At 62.3% G+C, this 22,249-nt stretch carries 22 protein-coding genes; 10 read left to right on the top strand and 12 right to left on the bottom strand.

The window, feature by feature from the left end:
- Positions 1-133: 133 nt before the first annotated feature.
- Positions 134-577, top strand: coding sequence for an anti-virulence regulator CigR family protein (locus M2400_RS03240; protein ID WP_177043585.1), 444 nt, complete (start codon positions 134-136; stop codon positions 575-577).
- Positions 578-753: 176 nt separating this feature from the next.
- On the opposite strand, the gene M2400_RS03235 is transcribed toward M2400_RS03240, so the two are convergent.
- The 6 genes from M2400_RS03235 to M2400_RS03210 form a co-directional block, all read right to left on the bottom strand.
- Entirely contained in the window at positions 754-2,058 is a 1,305-nt protein-coding gene (locus tag M2400_RS03235) for an MFS transporter (protein WP_177043586.1), read from the bottom strand.
- Between the two features lie 175 nt (positions 2,059-2,233).
- On the bottom strand, positions 2,234-3,382 hold the full coding sequence (gene dgoD / locus M2400_RS03230; RefSeq protein WP_003213645.1) for a galactonate dehydratase: 1,149 nt from the start codon (positions 3,380-3,382) through the stop codon (positions 2,234-2,236).
- A 33-nt stretch (positions 3,383-3,415) separates the two neighbouring features.
- Complete coding sequence (locus tag M2400_RS03225; RefSeq protein ID WP_177043587.1) at positions 3,416-4,036, bottom strand: 2-dehydro-3-deoxy-6-phosphogalactonate aldolase; 621 nt, start codon at positions 4,034-4,036, stop codon at positions 3,416-3,418.
- A 13-nt stretch (positions 4,037-4,049) separates the two neighbouring features.
- Positions 4,050-5,018, bottom strand: a complete 969-nt coding sequence (locus M2400_RS03220; RefSeq protein ID WP_177043588.1) for a 2-dehydro-3-deoxygalactonokinase — start codon at positions 5,016-5,018, stop codon at positions 4,050-4,052.
- A 102-nt stretch (positions 5,019-5,120) separates the two neighbouring features.
- Positions 5,121-5,447, bottom strand: a complete 327-nt coding sequence (locus tag M2400_RS03215) for a DOPA 4,5-dioxygenase family protein (RefSeq protein WP_093203349.1) — start codon at positions 5,445-5,447, stop codon at positions 5,121-5,123.
- 31 nt (positions 5,448-5,478) lie between these two features.
- Entirely contained in the window at positions 5,479-6,429 is a 951-nt protein-coding gene (locus M2400_RS03210) for a choline sulfate utilization transcriptional regulator (protein ID WP_259198919.1), read from the bottom strand.
- A gap of 103 nt (positions 6,430-6,532) precedes the next feature.
- Here M2400_RS03210 and betC point away from each other — a divergent pair, with 103 nt between their 5' ends.
- The 3 genes from betC to M2400_RS03195 all read left to right on the top strand — a co-directional run bounded on the left by betC (position 6,533) and on the right by M2400_RS03195 (position 10,728).
- A complete protein-coding gene (gene betC, locus M2400_RS03205) occupies positions 6,533-8,047 on the top strand; it encodes a choline-sulfatase (RefSeq protein ID WP_177043590.1) in 1,515 nt (504 codons plus the stop codon).
- 16 nt (positions 8,048-8,063) lie between these two features.
- Positions 8,064-8,984: a choline ABC transporter substrate-binding protein gene (gene choX / locus M2400_RS03200; protein ID WP_259198920.1), complete on the top strand. Its 921-nt coding sequence runs from the start codon at positions 8,064-8,066 to the stop codon at positions 8,982-8,984.
- Between the two features lie 175 nt (positions 8,985-9,159).
- The gene (locus tag M2400_RS03195) at positions 9,160-10,728 is read left to right on the top strand and encodes a SulP family inorganic anion transporter (protein WP_259198921.1); all 1,569 of its coding nucleotides are present in this window, start codon (positions 9,160-9,162) and stop codon (positions 10,726-10,728) included.
- Positions 10,729-10,841: 113 nt separating this feature from the next.
- On the opposite strand, the gene aroE is transcribed toward M2400_RS03195, so the two are convergent.
- Together aroE and hemF are read right to left on the bottom strand one after the other, a co-directional pair.
- Entirely contained in the window at positions 10,842-11,660 is an 819-nt protein-coding gene (gene aroE / locus M2400_RS03190) for a shikimate dehydrogenase (protein WP_259198922.1), read from the bottom strand.
- Entirely contained in the window at positions 11,660-12,589 is a 930-nt protein-coding gene (gene hemF, locus M2400_RS03185; RefSeq protein ID WP_259198923.1) for an oxygen-dependent coproporphyrinogen oxidase, read from the bottom strand. Before hemF ends, aroE begins: the two co-directional genes overlap by 1 nt.
- A gap of 316 nt (positions 12,590-12,905) precedes the next feature.
- On the opposite strand from hemF, the gene M2400_RS03180 reads away from it, so the two are divergent.
- Positions 12,906-13,883 (top strand): NADPH:quinone reductase, encoded by a 978-nt coding sequence (locus tag M2400_RS03180; RefSeq protein ID WP_259198924.1) that lies wholly within the window; start codon positions 12,906-12,908, stop codon positions 13,881-13,883.
- Positions 13,884-13,950: 67 nt separating this feature from the next.
- Here the strand turns inward: M2400_RS03180 and M2400_RS03175 are convergent, their stop codons facing one another.
- From M2400_RS03175 to M2400_RS03165, 3 genes are all read right to left on the bottom strand, one after another.
- Positions 13,951-14,508, bottom strand: coding sequence for an L-threonylcarbamoyladenylate synthase (locus M2400_RS03175; protein WP_177043596.1), 558 nt, complete (start codon positions 14,506-14,508; stop codon positions 13,951-13,953).
- Positions 14,509-14,562: 54 nt separating this feature from the next.
- Positions 14,563-15,657 (bottom strand): DNA-processing protein DprA, encoded by a 1,095-nt coding sequence (dprA, locus tag M2400_RS03170; RefSeq protein WP_177079096.1) that lies wholly within the window; start codon positions 15,655-15,657, stop codon positions 14,563-14,565.
- A gap of 63 nt (positions 15,658-15,720) precedes the next feature.
- On the bottom strand, positions 15,721-16,509 hold the full coding sequence (locus tag M2400_RS03165; RefSeq protein ID WP_259198925.1) for a peptidoglycan-binding protein: 789 nt from the start codon (positions 16,507-16,509) through the stop codon (positions 15,721-15,723).
- Between the two features lie 150 nt (positions 16,510-16,659).
- On the opposite strand from M2400_RS03165, the gene def reads away from it, so the two are divergent.
- The 5 genes from def to M2400_RS03140 are packed head-to-tail and all read left to right on the top strand — an operon-like array spanning position 16,660 to position 21,216.
- Entirely contained in the window at positions 16,660-17,166 is a 507-nt protein-coding gene (gene def, locus M2400_RS03160) for a peptide deformylase (RefSeq protein WP_003213617.1), read from the top strand.
- Between the two features lie 57 nt (positions 17,167-17,223).
- The gene (gene fmt, locus M2400_RS03155; protein WP_177119935.1) at positions 17,224-18,183 is read left to right on the top strand and encodes a methionyl-tRNA formyltransferase; all 960 of its coding nucleotides are present in this window, start codon (positions 17,224-17,226) and stop codon (positions 18,181-18,183) included.
- Positions 18,180-19,490 (top strand): 16S rRNA (cytosine(967)-C(5))-methyltransferase RsmB, encoded by a 1,311-nt coding sequence (gene rsmB / locus M2400_RS03150; RefSeq protein ID WP_177043600.1) that lies wholly within the window; start codon positions 18,180-18,182, stop codon positions 19,488-19,490. Before fmt ends, rsmB begins: the two co-directional genes overlap by 4 nt.
- 22 nt (positions 19,491-19,512) lie before the next feature.
- Positions 19,513-20,886, top strand: a complete 1,374-nt coding sequence (gene trkA, locus M2400_RS03145) for a Trk system potassium transporter TrkA (RefSeq protein WP_003213611.1) — start codon at positions 19,513-19,515, stop codon at positions 20,884-20,886.
- 18 nt (positions 20,887-20,904) lie between these two features.
- On the top strand, positions 20,905-21,216 hold the full coding sequence (locus tag M2400_RS03140; protein WP_259198926.1) for a lipopolysaccharide assembly protein LapB: 312 nt from the start codon (positions 20,905-20,907) through the stop codon (positions 21,214-21,216).
- Between the two features lie 130 nt (positions 21,217-21,346).
- Here the strand turns inward: M2400_RS03140 and M2400_RS03135 are convergent, their stop codons facing one another.
- A complete protein-coding gene (locus tag M2400_RS03135) occupies positions 21,347-22,234 on the bottom strand; it encodes a lysophospholipid acyltransferase (protein ID WP_003213605.1) in 888 nt (295 codons plus the stop codon).
- Positions 22,235-22,249: the final 15 nt, after the last annotated feature.

Raw genomic sequence — 22,249 nt, 5'->3', positions numbered from 1 at the left:
GTAAGCGGTAGGTAAAGTTCCTGATACAGAGGAATCATGCTGGCAAATCAGTACCTAAGCTAACAAGACCAAGGGATTTCGAACGTGGTTCGAAATCCCTTTTTTGTTCGTGCAGTACTGAGGAAACAGCCCCATGAAAATCCCCAAACGTTTGATTGCAGGTGTAGGCGTGCTGGTGCTTGGCGCCAGCGCCCTGGTCCAAGCTGCGCCCTATGACCAGGGTGGCGGACCTGACCGTGGTGGGCCACAAGGCCAGCACGATCAACGTGGCGATGACCATCGCGGGCCGCAGGACAACCACCGTGGCGGTCCTCCTCAGGACTTTGGTCCTGTGAGACAGGTCATCCGCGACAACCATGGCGACTTCCGCCGTGGCGCACCACCGCCTCCCGGTATCCACCTGGAGCGCGGCCAGCGCCTGCCGCCAAACTACTACGGCGAGCGCCTGGACCCTCGGGCGCTGGGCCATCTGCCGCAATACCCAGGTTACGAATGGCGCCGCTCGGGCGGGGACATCGTGTTGATCGCCGTGGGCACCAGCATCGTCTATCAGATTCTGGATGGCGCGCTGTACTAGAGCCGGACTGCTTTTGTGGCGAGGGAGCTGCTGTGGCGAGGGAGCTTGCTCCCGCTGGAGTGCGCAGCGCTCCCAGGATTTTGGGGCCGCTGCGCAGCCCAGCGGGAGCAAGCTCCCTCGCCACAGCAGCTCCCTAGCCATAGCAAGCTCCCTCACCACAGGCATTCAACAGTCGCCTAAATTTCGATACGTTCGACCTTGCCCACCAACAGGATGTAGGAAAGCGCCCCCAGCAACGCCAGCACCGCGATATACGTAATCGCCGGCGCAAACGAATCCCCGGTGGCCAGAAAGCCAATCACGATCGGGGTGGTGATCGCCGACAGATTGCCGATGAAATTGAACACCCCACCCGTCAGCCCCAGCAGCCTTGCCGGCGCCAGGGTCGACACCAGCGACCAGGTGATCGACGCCAGGCCATTGCCGAAAAACGCCACCGCCAGAAAGGCAATCACCCACGCCGTGGAGTCAACAAAGTTGGCGCCAATGATCGCCGTGGAAATCAACAGCCCGCCAATGATCGGCAGCTTGCGCGCAAACCCCACCGACGTTCCCCGGCGAATCAGCCAATCGGAAAACAGCCCCGAACACAGCACGCCGACAAACGCCGCGAGAAACGGCAGCGACGCCAGCAGGCCGGATTTGATGAAGTCCATGCCGCGATATTTCACCAGGTAGGTGGGGAACCACGTCAGGAAAAACCACAACGTGGAGTTCAGGCAGAACTGCCCCAGGTAGATCCCCCATAACTTGCGCTTGCTCAGCACGATGCCGAGGTCGACCCAACTGAACGGCGCCTTGGCCGCCTGCGCCTGGATATCCACCAACCCGCCGCCTGCGCGGATCAGCTCGATTTCCGCCGCATTCGCACCCTTGAAATCCCGAGGCTCGCGGTACACCGCGTACCAGATCAACGCCCACACAATGCCCACGCCGCCGGTGGCGACAAACACCATGTGCCAGCCAAAGGTGTGTTGCAGCCACGCCAGTACCGGCGTGAGAAACGCCAGCCCGACAAACTGCCCGGAGGTGTAGACCCCAATCGCCGTGGCCCGCTCACGCTCGGGAAACCAGGTGGTGACCACCCGGCTGTTGATCGGGTAAGCCGGGGCTTCGAGGGCACCGACCGCCATGCGCAATACGAACAGTGCGATAAAACTGGCGGCGAAGCCGAGCATCACCGTGGCGATTGACCACAGCAGCAGGGCGACGCTGTAGAGAATGCGCGGCGGCACCCGGTCCACCAGCCAGCCGCCGGGGATTTGCATGGCGGCGTAGGTCCAGCCGAACGCGGAGAAGATCAGCCCGACATGCACCGGGTCAATCCCCAGCTCACTGGTCAGGGCCGGGGCGGCAATCGACAGGTTGCTGCGGTCCAGGTAGTTGATCACCACCGTGATGAACAGCAGCACCATGATGAAGAAACGCTTTCGGCTGGGCGTGACTAAAGAAGCCTGCCCGGTGAAGGACTCGGATTGCATGGGGTTGCCTCTTCTTATGATTATTGAGGACGGGTCTTACTGAAGAAACCGCGGTTCATGTGGGAGCTGGCTTGCCTGCGATGGCGGCGTGTCAGTGCCGCGGATGCAAGCTGACACACCGCTATCGCAGGCAAGCCAGCGCCTACAGAGACCGTGTTCCGTCAGGAATAAAGGCTTACCACTCGGCAAAACTCCCATCGGCATGCCGCCAGATCGGGTTGCGCCAGCGATGCCCGATGGCCGCACGTTCGATCACGTATTCTTCATTGATCTCGATGCCCAGGCCCGGCCCGTTAGGGATCTTCACAAAGCCCTGGTCGTAGTCGAAAACCCCCGGATCGCGCACGTAATCCAGCAGGTCATTACTCTCGTTGTAGTGAATGCCCAGGCTCTGTTCCTGGATGAACGCGTTGTAGCAAACCGCGTCCAGCTGCAGGCAAGCCGCCAGGGCAATCGGGCCGAGCGGGCAGTGCAGGGCGAGGGCCACGTCGTAGGCTTCGGCCATGTTGGCGATCTTGCGGGTTTCGGTGATACCGCCGGCGTGGGAAGCATCCGGCTGGATGATGTCGACGTAGCCTTCGCTGAGCACGCGCTTGAAGTCCCAGCGCGAGAACAGCCGCTCGCCGAGGGCTATCGGGGTGCTGGTGAGCGGCGCCAGCTCTTTCAGCGCTTCGTAGTTTTCGCTGAGCACCGGCTCTTCGATAAACATCAGTTTGTAGGGGTCGAGTTCTTTCATCAGCACCTTGGCCATGGGCTTGTGCACCCGGCCATGGAAGTCCACGCCGATGCCGACGTTGGGGCCAACCGCATCACGTACGGCGGCGACGTTGGCCAGGGCCTGGTCGACTTTTTCGAAGCTGTCGAGAAATTGCAGCTCTTCGGTGCCGTTCATTTTCACCGCGGTAAAACCACGGGCCACGGCTTCCTTGGCGGCGCGGGCGGTGTCTGCCGGGCGGTCGCCACCGATCCACGAATACACGCGGATCTTGTCACGCACCTGGCCGCCCAGCAGGTCGCTGACCGACACGCCGAGGGCCTTGCCCTTGATGTCCCACAGCGCCTGGTCGATACCGGCGAGGGCGCTCATATGGATCGCGCCACCACGGTAGAAGCCGCCGCGGTAGAGCACGGTCCAGATGTCTTCGATATTGCGTGGGTCTTTGCCGATCAAGTAGTCGGACAACTCTTCGACAGCGGCCGCCACGGTGTGGGCGCGGCCCTCGACCACAGGCTCGCCCCAACCAGTCACGCCCTGGTCGGTTTCAACCTTGAGGAAGCACCAGCGCGGCGGGACGATGAAGGTGGTCAGTTTGGTGATTTTCATCTTCTTGTCTCTCTTGTAGATGGAGAACGCTAATCAGCCCAAGGCATTCCAGGCCGCGACGTAGGCCTGGGCATTGCTTGCCACCTGGGCGACGCTCATGCCTGGCTTGAACAAGCCGGAGCCGAGGCCGAAGCCTTTGACGCCCGCGTCGAAAAATACCTGCATGTTGTCCGGGGTGATGCCGCCCACCGGCAGCAACACCGTGCCTGCGGGCAGTACCGCGAGCCAGGCCTTGACCACCGCCGGGCCCATTTGCTCGGCCGGGAACAGTTTCAGCACGTCGGCGCCTTCGGCCAGCGCAGCAAACGCTTCAGTCGGCGTGGCCACACCCGGCGACAGGTACAGGCCCGCAGCCTTGGCGGCACGCAGCACCTTGGCATCGCTGTGGGGCATGACGATCACCTGGCCGCCGGCCGCTTTGACTTGATCGACCTGTTCCGGAGTCAGCACCGTGCCCGCGCCGATCAGGCAATCGGCGGGCAGGCTGTCCCGCAGGATGCGGATGCTGGCGTAGGGATCCGGCGAGTTGAGCGGTACCTCGATCACCCTGAAGCCCGCTGTGTACAGCACCTCGCCGATCGCGAGCGCCTCGTCCGGTCGCAGGCCGCGCAGGATCGCGATCAAACCGTTGTGTGTCAGTGCTTGCTTGAGCATGTCGGGCCTCTCGTCAGGTTGCAGGCAGCAGCCCCGCCGCCATGGCCAGCTGCCAAAGGCCACGCTCGGTAGCCTCCTGCGCCAGGGTCACGTGGGGGAAACCACAGAGTTGGAGTGCACGCTGGTAGCGGGTGCAGAGTTGGGTTGCGCCCACCAGGACGATGTCGCGCGCCTGGGCCTGCTGGCGGGTGCGCAGGCCCATGAGTTCGTGGCCGATCAGCAGGCCGGACAGATAGTCCGGTTGCTCGTCGGGCGCCAGTTCGCCGGTCAAGCCCAGGGTGCGGGCGCTGAATAAGGTCGATAACAAACCGGCCTGGCCATCCGCCGAAAGTGCCACCTGCACGCCGCGATCAAAAGCGACGGCCTGGAACTGTTCGGAAGGACGTTGGGTGCGACCCAAAATGCTGTGTTGGCTGAGCACGGCGAACAGCTCGCCGGTCATGAAGGTGTCGAAGTGGGTGATGCAGCCTTCCACCACCTCGACCCACTTGGAATGGCTGCCCGGCAGGCCGATCAAGACGTCGCGCCCGGTATTGGCGGACAGGCTTTGCAGCACGCCGAGGACCTGGGTTTCTTCGCCGCGCATCACGTTAGGCAACGCGCCGCGTTGAATCACCCCGGGAACGATGTGCACCGCGGTGCCCCGCAGGCTGCGCACAACATGCAGCGCCTGGCCAAGGGTGGCGACATCGGCCGGGGTGTCGCGGTAAACCGCTTCGCTCCAGCCCTGGGCGCTGCCGACCATGCCGCAGGCGATGACAGGGAGACCGGGCTGGGCCTCGAGCCAGTCACCGCAGGCCGCGTCGAATGCCAGCTCGAAACCGTTGCTGCTGCGAACGCCGGCAATGTCCCGGGGTTCGGTGGGCAAGTGCATGATCCCCGACGCCAGGGCGCGTCGTTCGATAACGACGCCTGCCGGGCCGAGCTTGTAAGCACGAAGGGAACTGGTTCCCCAATCGAGCGCGATCAATTGCGCCTGCATCGCTTCACCTGAGTGTTCTGAGCGGATGAGGCGAATATAAACCCAAGACCGTTAAAGTCTCAATATATAAATATCAGTCCCATATATAGGGAATACAAACACTCAGAATATCGACAAGTCCAGCGTGCGCATCGCCCCCATCCAGATCGCATGGTCGGTGTGGTCCTTGAGGTCGTCACCGGTGGTGGGGTGCAGGAACACCACCAGGCCGTTGCGGTTGAGCGCCAGCCACGGCAGGACGACGCCGATGTATTCCGGGTCGAACGCCAGCTGGCAGCTCCAGTCCGGGTGCGGGCCTACCGGGCGCTCATGCACGCGGCCCATGCGCAGCGGGAACATCTGCGCGGCGTCTTCGCAGAGTTTGCGCGCCTGGTCGATGGTGTTGGCGTCGAAGTAGATATGGGCGTGGTAGCCCTTGATACGTTGCATGACAGGCTCCGGGCTCAATGATCGGCAAATCCTAGACCGCAATGGACGGCAGGGCCAGGCCGGTCAACGATTGTGCGCTGCTGGCCTGCTCGGCCATCAGCCAGTCGACGAAACGCTCGATCAACTGGCTGCGACGTTTGCGCTGGGGCAGCACCACGTAATAGCCGAAGCGCGAGATCACCGTGTCGCCAATCGGCCGGCACAGCCAGTTTTGCTCCAGCAAGTTATCCACAAGATGGCGCCAGCCAATGGCCACGCCCTGGCCGGCAATCGCCGCCTGGATCAACAGGGTGTAGTTGTCGAAACGCAGTTGGCCCGGGGTGGGCGCGGTAGTGATACCCAGCTCGCGGAACACGCCGCCCCAGTCGAACCACTGGTTGTTGTTTTGCTGGCGCAGGTGCAACAAGGGAAACTCCAGCAGGCTCTGCAACGGCAGCAGCGCGTCGCGGTCCTGGATGAGCTGCGGGCTGCAGACCGGGAACACTTCCTCGTTGAACAGCCAATGGCTGTCGCCCTGTTTGAAACGGCCATCACCGAACAGCACCGCCACATCGATATCGCTGCGCAACGTGGCGTGATTGCGCTCACTGGTGACCAGGCTCACGTCCACCTGCGGGTTGGCTTCATGAAAACGGTGCAGCCGCGGCATCAGCCAATACGCAGCGAAGGCAAAGTCCGTCGCCACCTGCAGGACTTCGTGCTGGTCCTGCTCGGCAATCGCACTCAGGCCCTGGTTGATGCTCTGCAAGCCGGCCTGCACCTGTTCGAACAACAAGGCGCCCGCATCGGTCAGCTCGATGCCCCGGTAAATGCGATCAAACAGGCGCACTTTCAGCCGTTCTTCCAGGCGCTTGATCTGCTGGCTGATGGCCGGCTGGGTGGTGCCCAGCTCCATGGCCGCCGCCGTAAAGCTGCGTTGGCGCGCGGCGGCTTCAAACGCGCGAAGCAGATCAAGTGACAGGTTACCGAGGGATTCATACATAAGCTGTGCTTATCCTAGACATTGCTTCTCATGGGCTTTACCACGTTTTCCATGGCCTGCATGCTCATTCGCATAAACATCGACTATGGAATGCCGCGAAACCATGAAGCGCAAGAACATTCTTTTCATCATGGCCGATCAGATGGCCGCGCCGATGCTTCCGTTCTACGGTCCTTCGCCTATCAAACTGCCGAACCTGAGCCGCCTCGCCGCCGAGGGCGTGGTATTCGACGCCGCTTACTGCAACAGCCCGTTGTGTGCACCGTCGCGCTTTACCCTGGTGAGTGGCCAGTTGCCGAGCAAGATCGGCGCCTACGACAACGCAGCCGATTTCCCCGCCGATGTGCCGACCTATGCCCACTACCTGCGTCGCCTCGGCTACCGCACGGCGCTGTCGGGCAAGATGCACTTTTGCGGCCCCGACCAACTCCACGGTTATGAAGAACGCCTGACCAGTGATATCTACCCGGCCGACTATGGCTGGGCAGTGAATTGGGATGAGCCAGACGTGCGCCCCACCTGGTACCACAACATGGCGTCGGTGCTGCAAGCCGGGCCGTGCGTGCGCACCAACCAGCTGGATTTCGACGAAGAGGTGGTGTTCAAGGCCCAGCAATATCTGTTCGACCATATCCGCGAAGACGGCGACCAGCCGTTCTGCCTGACCGTCTCCATGACTCACCCACACGACCCGTACACCATTCCCAAGCCGTTCTGGGACCTGTACGACGACAACGACATCCCGTTGCCCACAACCCCGCCACAGGCCGATCTCGACCCTCACTCCCAACGCCTGCTCAAGGTCTATGACCTGTGGGACAAGCCGCTGCCGGTGAACAAGATCCGCGATGCGCGCCGCGCCTACTTCGGCGCGTGCAGCTACATCGACAGCAACGTCGGCAAGCTGCTGCAAACCCTGGAAGACACGGGGCTGGCCGACGACACCATCATCATCTTCTCCGGCGACCACGGCGACATGCTCGGCGAGCGCGGGCTCTGGTACAAAATGCACTGGTTTGAAATGGCCGCCCGGGTGCCGCTGCTGATCAGCGCGCCGGGGCAGTTTGCCGCCGGCCGGGTGACCGCCGCCGTGTCCACCGCCGACCTGCTGCCGACCCTGGTGGAACTGGCCGGCGGCGAGCTGGACCCGAGGCTTGCGCTGGATGGCCGCTCGCTGGTCTCGCACTTGCGAGGGCAGGGCGGCCACGACGAAGTGTTCGGCGAATACATGGCCGAAGGCACCATCAGCCCGCTGATGATGATCCGGCGTGGCGCCTACAAGTTCATCTACAGTGAGGACGACCCTTGCCTGATGTTTGATGTAAAAAACGACCCGCACGAGCGGGAGAACCTCAGCCAGTCACCGGAACACCGGCCACTGTTCGAGGCGTTTTTGAGTGAGGCGCGGGCCAAATGGGACATCCCGGCGATTCACCAACAGGTGCTCGCCAGCCAACGCCGTCGCCGCCTGGTATTCGAGGCGCTGACCCAAGGCAAGCTGAAGAGCTGGGACCACCAGCCACTGGTAGACGCCAGTCAGCAATACATGCGCAACCATATCGACCTCGACGATCTGGAGCGCAAGGCACGTTTTCCACAACCCTGCCAAAACCAATAAAACTGAGGGGAAGGCCATGCAAAAGTTATCCACCGTGGTGAGCGTTGCGCTGCTGGCACTGAGCAGTGCCGGCGCCTACGCGGACTCAAGCTGCGACACCGTGAAGATGGCCGATCCGGGCTGGAGTGATATCGCCGCGACCAATGCCATTACCGGTTTTTTGTTGAACGGCATGGGCTACAAGGCCAAGGTCGATACCCTTGCGGTGCCGATCACCTTTGGCGGGCTCAAGGACGGCCAGGTGGATGTGTTCCTGGGTAACTGGATGCCGGCGCAGCAGGGCTTCTACGACAAGTTCGTGGCCAATGGCGATGTGGTGCAACTGGCGAAGAACCTCGACGGCACCGAGTTCACCCTCGCCGTGCCGGACTATGTGTGGGACGCCGGGGTGCACGACTTTGCCGATCTGAACACGTTTGCCGACAAGTTCGACAAGAAGATCTACGGCATCGGTTCGGGTGCACCGGCGAATATCTCGTTGCAGGAAATCATCAAGAAAAACGACTTTGACCTGGGCCAGTGGAAGCTGATCGAGTCCAGTGAACAGGCGATGCTGGCCGAAGTGTCCCGGGCGGTGAAGAAGCAGAAGTTCGTGACCTTCCTCGGCTGGACGCCGCACCCGATGAACGTGCAGTTGAAGATGCATTACCTCAAGGGCGGGGAAAAGTACTTCGGTGACACCGGCAGCGTGTATACGTTGACCCGCAAGGGCTATGCCCAGGCGTGCCCGAATGTGGGCAAATTGCTGACCAACCTGAGTTTCACCCAGGAGATGGAGAACGCCATCATGGCTGAGGTGGTGAACAAGAAGGTCAGCAATGCCGAGGCGGCGAAGGCGTGGATCAAGGCGAATCCGACGGTGCTGGACAAGTGGCTCGATGGGGTTAAAACCGTCGATGGGCAGGATGCGCTGGCCGCTGTAAAAGCCAAGCTCTAACGGCTGACGCCGCACCCTGTGGGAGCCGGGCTTGCCCGCGATAGCATCACCGCGGTGTCCCTGTAGGACCGAGGCGCCTGCATCGCGGGCAAGCCCGGCTCCCACAGTCAGCGGACTCCCACAGTCCGGCGTTTGTCCTGATACCCTGATTCAAACCTATCAATCCGAGCCCTAAATGCCCCGGCCCAACCGCCATACACTCTTCCCCTTCCTCAGCTGGCTCCCGCGCCAAACCCGCGCCAGCGTCGGGCGAGACGCGATCGTCGGCCTGAGCGGTGCAGTCCTGGCATTGCCGCAATCCATTGCCTACGCGCTGATCGCCGGTCTCCCACCGGAGTACGGCCTGTACGCCGCCATCATCCCGGTGTTGATCGCCTGTTTGTGGGGCTCCTCCTGGCACCTGATCTGCGGTCCCACGGCGGCGATTTCCATCGTGCTTTACGCCAGCGTCAGCCCACTGGCCGTGCCCGGCTCCCAGGACTACATCACGCTGATCCTGTTGCTGACTTTCCTGGCCGGCGTCTTCCAATGGCTGCTGGGCATGCTGCGCTTCGGCGCCCTGGTGAATTTCGTCTCGCATTCGGTGGTACTCGGCTTCACCCTCGGCGCAGCTGTGGTCATCGCCCTGGGGCAACTGCCCAACCTGCTGGGGCTGGATCTGCCCAGCCAGGCCACCGCAATCAACAGCCTGCTAGCGCTGATCAACCATGCCGGGGAGTGGAATCATCCTTCACTGGTGCTCGGGCTCGGCACCTTGCTGGTGGGGGTGCTGCTGAAACTCTGGGTACCGCGCTGGCCAACACTGTTGATCGCGCTGGCCCTGGGCAGCCTGATCCCGTGGCTGTGGCCGGCGATGTTCGGGCAGGTGGCGTTGGTCAGTTCATTTGTCGGCAAGTTGCCGCCGTTCAGCCCGCTGCCGATGGACCTGGACATGGTCCTGCGCCTGCTGCCGAGTGCCGTGGCGGTGGGCATGCTCGGGCTGGTGACCAGCCTGTCGATTGCGCGCTCGTTGTCGGCCCGCTCCCAGCAATTGCTCGATGCGAATCAGGAGGTGCGCGCACAGGGTTTATCCAACATCGTTGGCGGATTTTTCTCCGGGTACCTGTCGGCAGGTTCCTTCACCCGCTCCGGCCTTAGCTATGAGGCGGGCGCCTGTTCGCCGCTGGCGGGGGTGTTTTCCGCGCTGTGGGTGGCGCTGTTTGCGCTGTTCGGCGCGGCGCTGATCGCGCATATCCCGATCCCGAGCATGGCCGCCAGCATCCTGCTGATTTGCTGGGGGTTGGTGGACCACCGTGGTATTCGGGCGTTGTTCCGGGTCAGCCGTGCGGAGTTCGTAGTGATGAGCCTGACCTGCATCGCCACGCTGTTGCTGGAGCTGCAGACCGCGATTTACGCAGGAGTGCTGGCGTCGCTGTTTTTCTACCTCAAGCGCACTTCGCAGCCGCGAATCCAGCAATGGCGGGACGGTGAGGACGATGTACTGCGGGTGGGCGGGTCGATCTTTTTCGGCGCCAGCCATTACCTGCAAGTGCGGCTGCAAAGCCTGCACGGCCAGCGGGTGGTGATCGAGGCGCAGCAGATCAACTTTATCGACTATTCCGGGGTGGAGATGCTGCACCAGGAGGCGCGCCGATTGAACGGTTTGGGGCGCAGCCTGGCATTGCGCAAGGCCCGGCCACAGGTGGTGGAGGAGTTGAAGAAACTGGAAGGGGCCGACAAATGCCCCCTCCATTTCGAAGACTGAACGCGGTTGAAACTGTAGGAGCTGGCTTGCCTGCGATAGCGGTGTATCAGTGCCAAGTGTGTAGCTGACCCACCGCTATCGCAGGCAAGCCAGCTCCCACATTTGGATTTGCGTCAGGCCAGTTGCCTGCGCAGCTCAGCTAAAACCGGCGCCGAATCCGGGCGCACACCGCGCCACAGGAAGAACGCTTCCGCCGCCTGTTCCACCAGCATCCCCAGCCCATCCATCGCCACCGCAGCGCCTTGCTCACTGGCCCAGCGGCAGAAAGCCGTAGGCTCTTTGCCGTACATCATGTCGTAGCAAAAAGTCTTTCCGGGTTCGATCAGGCTGCCGGCAATCGGCGGTACATCGCCTGACAGGCTGGCGGACGTGGCGTTGATGATCAGGTCCACCGGCTCACGCAGCCAGTCGAAACCGCTGGCAGACACCGGGCCGAGGTCGTCGAACAGCTCGGCGAGCAATTCGGCCTTTTCCACGGTGCGGTTGGCAATGATCAGCGAACCCGGTTGCTCAGCCAGCAATGGCTCCAAGGCACCGCGCACGGCGCCACCGGCCCCCAGCAGCAGGATGCGTTTGCCTTGCAGCCTGAACCCGGCATTCACCGTCAAATCCCGCACCAGGCCGGCGCCGTCGGTGTTGTCTCCCAGCAGGTTGCCGTCGGCGAGCTTGCTCAGGGTGTTCACCGCGCCGGCCCGCTGGGCGCGCTCGGTCAGGGTGTTGGCCAGGCGATAGGCCTCTTCCTTGAACGGTACGGTGACGTTGGCACCACGGCCTTGTCGGAAAAATTCACGGGCGCAGCCGGTAAAATCCTCCAGCGGCGCGAGCAAGGTGCTGTAGTCCAGTTGCTCGCCGGTCTGTTCGGCGAACAGGCGGTGAATCAGCGGCGACCTGCTGTGGCCAATGGGGTTGCCGAAGACGACATAACGATCCATCAGACCCCCGCCTTGGGCAGCACGCCCAGCCAGTCGCGGTCTTGCAGGAAGTAGTCGGTGAGGCGCGCTTCTTCGCTGTCGGGGGCGGCTTTCCAGTCATAGCTCCAGCGCACTTGCGGTGGCAGCGACATCAGGATCGACTCGGTGCGCCCGCCCGATTGCAGGCCGAACAGGGTGCCGCGGTCGTAGACCAGGTTGAACTCGACGTAGCGGCCACGGCGGAATTCCTGGAACTCGCGCTGCTGCTCGGTATAGGCCATGGCCTTGCGGCGCTGCACGATCGGCAGGTAGGCGTCGATGTAGGCATCGCCGATGGCGCGCATGAAGGCGAAGCTGGTGTCGAAGTCCCACTCGTTCAAATCATCGAAGAACAAACCGCCGATGCCCCGGGGTTCGTTGCGGTGCTTGATGTGGAAGTAGGTGTCGCACCAGGCCTTGTAGCGCGAGTAGACGTCCGGGCCAAACGGCGCGCAGGCCTGCTCGGCCACGCGGTGCCAGTGGATGCAGTCTTCTTCGTTGCCGTAGTAGGGCGTCAGGTCGAAGCCGCCACCGAACCACCACACCGGCTCTTCGCCTTCTTTTTCGGCGATGAAAAAGCGCACGTTGGCGTGGGACGTCGGCACATGCGGGTTGTGCGGGTGGATCACCAGCGACACACCGAGGGCCTCAAAACCGCGACCGGCCAATTCCGGGCGATGAGCACTGGCGGACGGTGGGAGGCCGCTGCCAAACACGTGGGAAAAGTTAACGCCGCCTTTTTCGATCACCGAACCGTTTTCGATCACACGGGTGCGACCGCCGCCGCCGGCAGGCCGGGTCCAGGCGTCTTCGATAAAGCGAGTGTCCGTCTCGAAGGTTTCCAGGGCGCTGCAAATGCGGTCTTGCAGGTCAAGCAGGTAGGCTTTGACAGCCTCGGTGCGGGTAGTCATGACATCACCTTGAATCGGGCAAAGCTACACGAGGCCATTGGGCGTCGGCGGCAAATGGGCGCACAGGATACCACTGCACCCACTACTGCCGCAGTTGACGAAGATCAAGCTTAGGAGTCCGATAGAAAAGTGCCCTGTCCCACCAATGCTGTTCCTTTTGGGCGGCGTCTGTTGCCGTCATACTGCGTTGCCGCTCCTCCCCATAGCACGCTATGAGTCGTCGCGGCGCCTTGTCTGACGACAACAGCCACTCGCCCAAAAGGAACGCATTGGCGAGACAGGGCACTATCGCGAAATTGACTTGAGGAGAGTGCAGATGGCCAAACGTATCCAGTTCCGTGCCCATGGCGGCCCCGAAGTGCTTGAGTATGTGGACTACACCCCGGCAGAACCCGGCCCGCAGCAGGTTCGCGTGCAGAACAAGGCCATTGGCCTGAACTTCATCGACACGTATTTCCGCAGCGGCCTGTACGCGCCACCGGCCTTGCCGTCGGGCCTGGGCGCTGAAGGTGCCGGCGTCGTGGATGCCGTCGGTAGCGAAGTGACTCAATTCAAGGTGGGCGATCGCGTGGCTTACGGCAGCGGCCCATTGGGCGCCTACAGCGAATTGCATGTGCTGCCTGCCGCCAACCTGGTGCACCTGCCGGACGACATCAGCTTCGAACAGGCCGCCGGTGCGATGCTCAAGGGCCTGACCGTGCAATACCTGCTGCGCCAGACCTATGAGTTGAAGGGTGGCGAAACCATTCTGTTCCACGCCGCTGCCGGTGGTGTCGGTTCGCTGGCGTGCCAATGGGCCAAGGCCCTGGACGTGAAGCTGATCGGTACCGTCAGCTCGCCGGAAAAGGCCGCGTTGGCCAAGTCCCTCGGCGCCTGGGAAACCATCGACTACAGCAAGGAAAATGTCGTACAGCGCGTACTGGAACTGACTGACGGCAAGAAGTGCCCGGTGGTGTACGACGGCGTAGGCAAGGACACCTGGCTCACATCCTTGGATAGCGTTGCGCCACGCGGATTGGTGGTGAGTTTCGGTAATGCTTCGGGGGCGGTGGATGGGGTCAACCTGGGGATTCTGGCGGCCAAGGGCTCGCTGTATGTGACCCGGCCGACATTGGCGACTTATGCCAACAACCCGGAAAACCTGCAGGCGATGGCGGATGACCTGTTTTCGATGATCATCAGCGGGAAGCTGCAGATTGATATTAACCAACGGTTTTCGTTGGGGGATGCGGCGAAGGCGCAGACGGAGTTGTCGGCGCGGCGCACCACTGGGTCGACCATTTTGTTGCCGTAAGGCTTTGGGTCTCTGGCACCTGTAAGGGCCCCATCGCGGGCAAGCCCGCGATGGCCGCGACTCGGTCTCAAGACGGGCGCACAACCTCACCCGTCGCCAGATCCCGAATCAGACTCGGGTTCTTGCGCCCCCCCAGGTTCCCGCCCAACACCCGATCCACCTGCCCACGGAAATACTGCTCCACACGAATCCGTGTGCGCGCCGCCGGGCGGCCTTGTGGATTGGCCGAGGTGGAAATCAACGGCCCGACCAGCGAGCATAAATCCCGCACCTGCGGATGATCGGTCACCCGCAACGCCACCGTGTCATGCACCCCGGTAATCCATTCGGGCAACAAATCCTGATGGGGCACGAGCCACGTATTAGGGCCGGGCCAAGTGCTGGCCATGCGGTCCATCCACACATCCGGGAAATCTTCGAAGAGAAAATCAAACTGGCGGATATTGTCGGCAATCAGGATCAGGCCTTTATCCACAGACCGGCCCTTGATCGCCAGCAGCCGATCCACCGCTTCCTCGTTCCAAGGGTCACAGCCCAGGCCCCAGACTGCCTCGGTTGGATAGGCAATCACCGCGCCTGCGCGAATTTCTCGTGCGGCTTCTCGCACACGCCACCTGTTGACCATTGCTCACTCTCCGGACTAAAGCTCTGCGCAGTTTACCGATCTTCGTTACAAAACCTAGCCGCGCGCAAGCCAGCGTCCGCTTTCGCAGATCACCCGGCCCTCCAGTTCCAGCTCCGTGAGGCTGGCCAGCACCTCGGACAAGGCCCTTCCGCTGGCAATCGCCAAGGCTTCACTGGTGTGCGGCGCGGCGTGCAACAGCGCCACCAGCGGATGAGTGACCGCCACTGGCGCCGGGCGGGACAGTGCCTGCCAGCCACGCAAGTTTTCGAGGATGTGTTCAATGGTTTCCACCAGCACGGCGCCATCGCGAATCAACTGATGGCAACCTTTGGCGCCTGGGTGATGGATCGAGCCGGGAATCGCGTAAACCTCGCGCCCTTGCTCAGCCGCCAGCCGCGCGGTGATCAGCGAACCACTGGCCATGCTGGCTTCCACTACCAGCACCCCAAGGGACAGGCCGCTGATAATTCGATTGCGCCTTGGGAAGTTGCCGGCCTGGGGCGCAGCGTCCAACGGAAACTCGGAAACCACCGCACTGCCTTGGGCAATCATCGCCTCGGCCAGGCGTCGGTGGCGCTGTGGATAAAAATTTTCGAGCCCGGTGCCCAGCACGCCGATTGTATGCCCCCCGACATCCAAAGCCGCCTGGTGAGCAGCACCGTCAATACCCAGGGCAAGGCCACTGGTGATGACAAAACCGGCACTCGCCAGGCTGCGGGAAAACGCGGCGGCGGTGTCCATTCCTGGCCTGGAGGCACGGCGGCTGCCCACCATCGCCAGTTGCGGTTTTTCCAGAATCGCCGGGTTGCCGGCAACGAATAACAGCGGGGGCGCGTCATCCAGTTCGGCAAGCAATGCGGGGTAGTCTGGCTGGTCCCACATCAGCAAATGCTGGGCCGGACGCTCCAGCCAGCGCAACGCGACGCTGGCGCCATCACGCACTTCCTCGCTGCGCCGGGCATCGGCACTGGTCATCTTGAGTCCCAGGGAACACCAGGCACTGGCCGGTGCGCTGATGGCTTTTGACGCAGAACCAAATGCCTCGATGAGTTTTTTAAAGCCCTTGGGACCCAGCTCCGGCAGCCTGTGCAAGCGTAGTCGGGCTTCCAGTTCTGCCGGGGAAATTTCACGGTCATTCGTCGGTAACATTTGATCGTCCTTGATCGGAACAAGCTGTGGATAACTCTGTTGGTAACTTATTTAGCAACCTAATTATTGCCTTCGATCAGGCACCTCAAAACGGTCCCCCACCGCCAGGGAGCGCGACGCGCTGATCACCAGGCCGTAACTGAGCTTTTCGTAGCTGCGAAACACCAGGAGTGTTCCGACAGGCTCGTCGGGAATCTTCACCGGGGCGCCGGTCACCCTGTCCCGAATGGTTTCCCCGGTGTTCACCACGGCCAGCAAATGACCTTCCATCAGGCCGTCGCGCCGGCCCTTGTTCAACGTCACCGCGTCCAGTACCCCGATCTGTGTCACGCCTCGGGGCACGTCGATGATGCGCCCGGCAATCGCCTCGGCAGGCCACTGAATCACCAGGCTCGTGAGATCGGTGGGCGCTTGGGGGCTGAGCAGTCGGTCCCCGGGACGCACCTCCTGGGTCACCCGCTGCACGCCCAATGTGCTGACATCGCCCGCGGTCACAAAACGCGCGGTGCCGATGTCGTCAGCGTTGATGCCCAGCAATTCCTGGCTTTCAGGGTCGGTGTAGGCCTTGCCCCGGCGAAAGATCCCGTAGGTTTGGACGGCTGGGTCCAGGGCGCCCCGCGCATAAACGCGCTCGCCGTTGGCGCCCAATACGCGCCTGGCATCTGCAGCAACAATATAGGGAGCGTGGTCCAGTTCCTGGGGCGTATCGAGCACGCGGTTGTGCAGTAAAAAGCGCTGGATGGCTTGCTGGGTATGAAGCGCCAGCGGTTGACCGGCCTGTGGAAAGCTGGCGGGAACCTGGGCAGCAACGACCTGGGCCCACAGCAGCAAGACGAGTAGCGATTTCCTCATGGGGTGAATCTCCTTTATTATGTGCACTCGCGTGAAACGCCACAGCCATCGCGGCTTCCGGACGTTTTCCCACGGCACTTACACCGGCACAGCAGGGATCCATCCCCGGCGCCGACTTGCCTTTACCTCACATGTGCAGCAATTACGCTTATGGCTATTTTGAACATCCTCGAATTTCCGGACTCACGCCTGCGCACCATCGCCAAGCCAGTGGCCGTAGTGGACGCCAAGGTTCGTCAGTTGGTCGATGACATGTTTGAAACAATGTATGAAGCCCCGGGTATCGGCCTCGCCGCGACCCAGGTCGACGTGCATCAGCGCGTCGTGGTCATGGACCTGTCCGAAGACCGCAGCGAGCCTCTGGTGTTTATCAACCCTGAGTTCGAAACCCTGACCGACGAGATGGGCCAGTACCAGGAAGGTTGCCTGTCGGTGCCGGACTTCTACGAGAACGTCGACCGTCCCCAGCGCGTCAAGATCAAGGCCCTGGACCGTGACGGCAAGCCGTTCGAGATGATTGCCGAAGGCCTTTTGGCGGTGTGCATCCAACACGAATGCGACCACCTTAACGGCAAGCTGTTTGTCGATTACCTGTCCACGCTTAAACGCGACCGGATCAAGAAGAAGCTGGAAAAGAAGCATCGCCAGCAAGCTTGATTCCCTTCTTTCAAAGGCTTGCTCCGGCAAGCCTTTTTCTTTTGTGAGACGTTTCCCATGACCGAGCCACTGCGCATCGTTTTTGCCGGCACCCCCGAATTCGCCGCCGAACACCTCAAGGCCCTGCTCGCCAGCCCGTATGAAATCGTGGCGGTCTACACCCAGCCCGATCGCCCGGCCGGTCGTGGGCAAAAACTGATGCCCAGCCCGGTCAAGCAGCTGGCGCTGGAAAACAACATTGTGGTGTTGCAGCCGCCGACGCTGCGCAACGCCGATGCCCAGGCGGAACTGGCGGCGCTGAAGCCGGACCTGCTGGTGGTGGTGGCGTACGGTTTGATCCTGCCCCAGGCCGTGCTGGATATCCCGCGTCTGGGCTGCATCAACAGCCATGCCTCGTTGCTGCCGCGCTGGCGCGGTGCGGCGCCGATCCAGCGTGCGGTCGAAGCCGGCGACGCCGAAAGCGGCGTGACCGTAATGCGCATGGAAGCAGGCCTGGACACCGGCCCGATGCTGCTGAAAGTCACCACCCCGATCACCGCTGAAGACACCGGCGGCAGCCTGCACGATCGCCTCGCCGAAATGGGCCCGCCGGCTGTGGTCCAGGCCATCGCCGGCCTGGCCGCCGGCACCCTGGAAGGCGAAGTACAGGACGACAGCCTCGCCACCTACGCCCACAAGTTGAACAAGGATGAAGCCCGTATCGACTGGAGCCGCCCGGCCGTGGAGCTGGAGCGCCTGGTACGGGCCTTCAACCCATGGCCGATCTGCCACAGCACCCTCAATGGCGAAGCCTTGAAAGTACTCGCCGCTACCTTGGCCGAAGGCAAGGGCGCACCCGGTGAGATCATCGGCGCCAGCAAGGACGGCCTGCTGGTGGCGTGCGGTGAACAGGCGCTGTGTCTGACCCGTCTGCAATTGCCCGGCGGCAAGGCGCTGAACTTCAGCGATTTGTTCAACAGCCGCCGTGAGAAATTTGCCGCAGGCATCATCCTCGGCCAAGCGGTAGACGCCCAATGAACCCACGTCTGGCCGCCGCCAAGGCCCTGGCCGCCGTACTCAACGGCAAGGCTTCCCTCAACAGTTCGCTGCCGATCCAACTGGATAAAGTCGAAGACCGCGACCGCGGCTTTACCCAGGACCTGGCCTTCGGTACCGCCCGCTGGCAGCCACGGTTGTCGGCGCTGGCGGCCAAGCTGCTGCAAAAACCATTCAAGGCGGCGGATGCCGATGTCGAGGCGCTGCTACTGGTAGGCCTGTATCAACTGCTCTACACCCGCGTGCCAGCCCACGCCGCCATCGGCGAAACCGTCGGTTGCGCCGACAAGCTGAAAAAGCCTTGGGCCAAGGCCCTGCTCAACGCCGTACTGCGCCGCGCCCAGCGCGAAAGCGAAGCGCTGCTGGCCGAGCTGGAACATGACCCGGTGGTGCGCACCGCCCACCCGCGCTGGCTGCAAAAATCCCTGAAAGCGTTCTGGCCCGAGCAATGGGAAGCCATCTGCGCCGCCAACAACGCCCACCCGCCAATGATTTTGCGGGTCAATCGCCGCCATCACACCCGCGATGCTTATCTCTCTTTGCTGAGCGAAGCCGGTGTCGCGGCCACGGCCTGTGTCTACAGCCAGGACGGCATCGTTCTTACAGAGCCAGGCGATGTGCGTAACCTGCCAGGCTTCGCCGAAGGCTGGATCAGCGTGCAGGACGAAGCCGCCCAACTGGCCGCCGACCTGCTGGACCTGGCCCCGGGCCAACGGGTGCTGGACGCCTGCTGCGCCCCCGGCGGCAAGACCTGCCACATCATGGAAGTGCAGGCAGACCTGGCCGGCGTCGTCGCCGTGGACCTGGAAGCCAAGCGCCTGGTGCGCGTGCGGGAAAACCTCGCCCGCCTGGGCCTGAGCGCCGAGTTGATCGCCGCCGACGGCCGCGACACCGCCACCTGGTGGGACGGCAAGCCGTTCCAGCGCATCCTGCTGGACGCGCCGTGTTCCGCCACCGGCGTGATCCGTCGCCACCCGGACATCAAGCTGACCCGCCAACCTGACGACATCGCAGCGCTTGCCGTGCTGCAAGGTGAGTTGCTGGACGCGCTGTGGCCAACCCTGGAAGTCGGCGGCATCCTGCTGTACGCCACCTGCTCGACACTGCCGACCGAAAACACCGAGGTCATCGAAGCCTTCCTCGCCCGCACCAGCGGTGCACGGGAACTGGACCTCGACATCCAGGCCGGGATCAAGCAGCCTCATGGCCGGCAGTTGCTGGCCCAGGAAGGCGGCCACGACGGGTTCTATTACGCCAAGCTGATCAAGATTGCCGCCGCTCGCGGCTGAATGGTTTTAAGGGAGTGACCGGATGAAAATCATCATCCTCGGCGCAGGGCAGGTTGGCGGTACGCTGGCCGAGCATTTGGCCAGCGAAGCCAACGACATCACCGTGGTCGACACCGACGCGGAGCGCCTGCGGGATTTAGGCGACCGCCTGGACATCCGTACCGTACAAGGCCGCGCCTCGTTTCCTACGGTGCTGCGCCAAGCCGGCGCCGACGATGCCGACATGCTGGTGGCGGTCACCAACAGTGACGAGACCAACATGGTCGCCTGTCAGGTCGCCCATACCCTGTTCCACACCCCGACCAAAATCGCCCGGGTGCGTGAGGCGGCGTACCTGACCCGTGCCGGACTGTTCGACAACGACGCGATCCCGGTCGACGTGCTGATCAGCCCGGAACAGGTGGTGACCCACTACATCAAGCGCCTGATCGAACACCCGGGCGCCTTGCAGGTGATCGACTTCGCCGAAGGCAAGGCGCAGCTGGTGGCGGTCAAGGCCTACTACGGCGGGCCGCTTGTGGGCCAGCAACTGCGCCAGCTGCGCGAGCACATGCCCAACGTCGAGACGCGGGTGGCAGCGATCTTCCGTCGCGACCGGCCGATTTTGCCCCAGGGCGATACGGTGATCGAGGCTGACGATGAGGTATTTTTCATCGCTGCAAAAGCGAATATTCGCGCGGTGATGAGCGAAATGCGCCGTCTGGATGAAACCTACAAACGCATCGTCATCGCCGGCGGCGGGCAGATCGGTGAGCGCCTGGCCGAGGCCATCGAGAGCCGCTATCAGGTGAAGATCATCGAGATGAATCCGGCACGCTGCCGGTACTTGTCCGACACCCTCGACAGTACGGTGGTCCTGCAAGGCAGCGCCTCGGACCGTGACCTGCTGCTGGAAGAAAACATCGCCGACGCCGACATCTTCCTGGCACTGACCAACGATGACGAAGCCAACATCATGTCGTCGTTGCTGGCCAAGCGGCTGGGGGCGAAGAAGGTGATGACCATCATCAACAACCCGGCCTACGTCGACCTGATCCAGGGTGGCGATATCGACATCGCCATCAGCCCGCAACTGGCGACCATCGGCACCTTGCTGGCCCACGTGCGGCGTGGCGATATCGTCAGCGTGCACTCGTTGCGCCGGGGCGCGGCGGAAGCCATCGAGGCGATCGCCCACGGTGATTCGAAGTCGAGCAAGGTGATTGGCAAGGCGATCCGCGATATCGGTCTGCCGCCGGGCACCACCATTGGTGCAATCATTCGTGATGAAGAAGTGATCATCGCCCACGACGACACGGTAATCGCCACGGGCGACCACGTGATTCTGTTCCTTGTGGATAAAAAACATATCCGCGATGTGGAGAAGCTGTTCCACGTGGGCCTGAGCTTTTTCTGATCAAACGGAGTGACCGACATGCTCGAATCCCTGGAAAAAATGCTCGCCAAGGGTGTGGATAACTCACTGCTGCGGTTTGGTTTGGGCAAGGGTTATCTGGATCTGAAGGACAACGCCAAGGCAGCGGAGCATTTGCAGAAATGCGTCGAGTTCGATCCGAAGTATTCGGCGGCGTGGAAGCTGTTGGGCAAGGCGCAGTTGGGACAGGGTGACAACGTCGGCGCACGACACGCTTGGGAGAAGGGCATAGAAGCGGCCCAGGCTCATGGCGACAAACAGGCCGAAAAAGAGATGACGGTGTTCCTGAAGAAACTCGACCGCCAGGCCTGAGAGAGACTCCTGTGGGAGCTGGCTTGCCTGCGATGCAGGCAACTCGGTCTTTCAGTTACACCGAGGTGATGCCATCGCAGGCAAGCCAGCTCCTACACTAGATCTGCATGGGTCTACAGATCGACGTACATCAGTACCACCGCGCCTCACCCGGCGGGCGTTTCTTGAAGCGCTTCATGCTCCACATGTACTGGCTCGGGTAAGCCCCCACATACCGCTCCACCACCTTGCTCATCGCTGCACACGACGTCGCGGTGTCGGTGCTGTACATGTCTTCCGGCGCCGCTTCCAGGATCACTTTGTAGCCCGAGCCATCCGGCAGCCGCAGGGCATGCAGGAACACCCCGACCGCCTTGTGCCCCGCCAGCATGTTCGGCACGAACTTGCTGGTCAGCGCTTGGGTGGCGAAGAACGGTACGAAGATCCCGGCGGATTCCGCCGGCTCCGGGTCGGCAGGAATTCCCACCTGGCCGCCTTTACGCACCTCCTTGATCACACTCAGGATGCCTTCCTTGGTGGAAGCCGCCACGCGGTTGCCCAGTTGCACCCGCTGTTTGCGCAGCAAATCATCCACCGCCTTGAGCTTGGGCGGGCGGTAGAAAATGATCGGTTTGCACTGGCTGCAATAGAAGTGGTTCAACACTTCCCAGTTGCCCAGGTGGCTGGTGATACCCACCACGCCTTTGCCCGAGGCCAGGGCTTCGTGCAGCACTTCCAGGCCTTCGACCTCACGCACCAGGTCGATGGAGCGCTGGGCCGGCCAGATCCACGCACAGGCGCTTTCGGTCAGGGATTTGCCGATGTCCATCAGGCTACGGCCCACCAGGCGCTCGCGCTCGGCCGGGTCCATGTCCGGGAAGCATTTGGACAGGTTGATCCGCACCGTCTCGCGGGAGCGGTTGGGGGTTTTCCACATGATCCAGCCAATTGCCGAACCGACCGCTTGCACCGCGCGCCAAGGCAGCAGGGCAAACAACCGAAGAGCGCCTACCAGCAAGGCGCCTTTAAACTTTTCCACAGGTCACTCCTGATC

Source organism: Pseudomonas sp. BIGb0558 (assembly GCF_024807515.1).
Taxonomy (GTDB): Bacteria; Pseudomonadota; Gammaproteobacteria; order Pseudomonadales; family Pseudomonadaceae; genus Aquipseudomonas; species Aquipseudomonas yamanorum_A.
The sequence above is the reverse complement of the archived record's forward strand: the minus strand, read 5'-3'. Positions and strand labels throughout refer to the sequence as shown.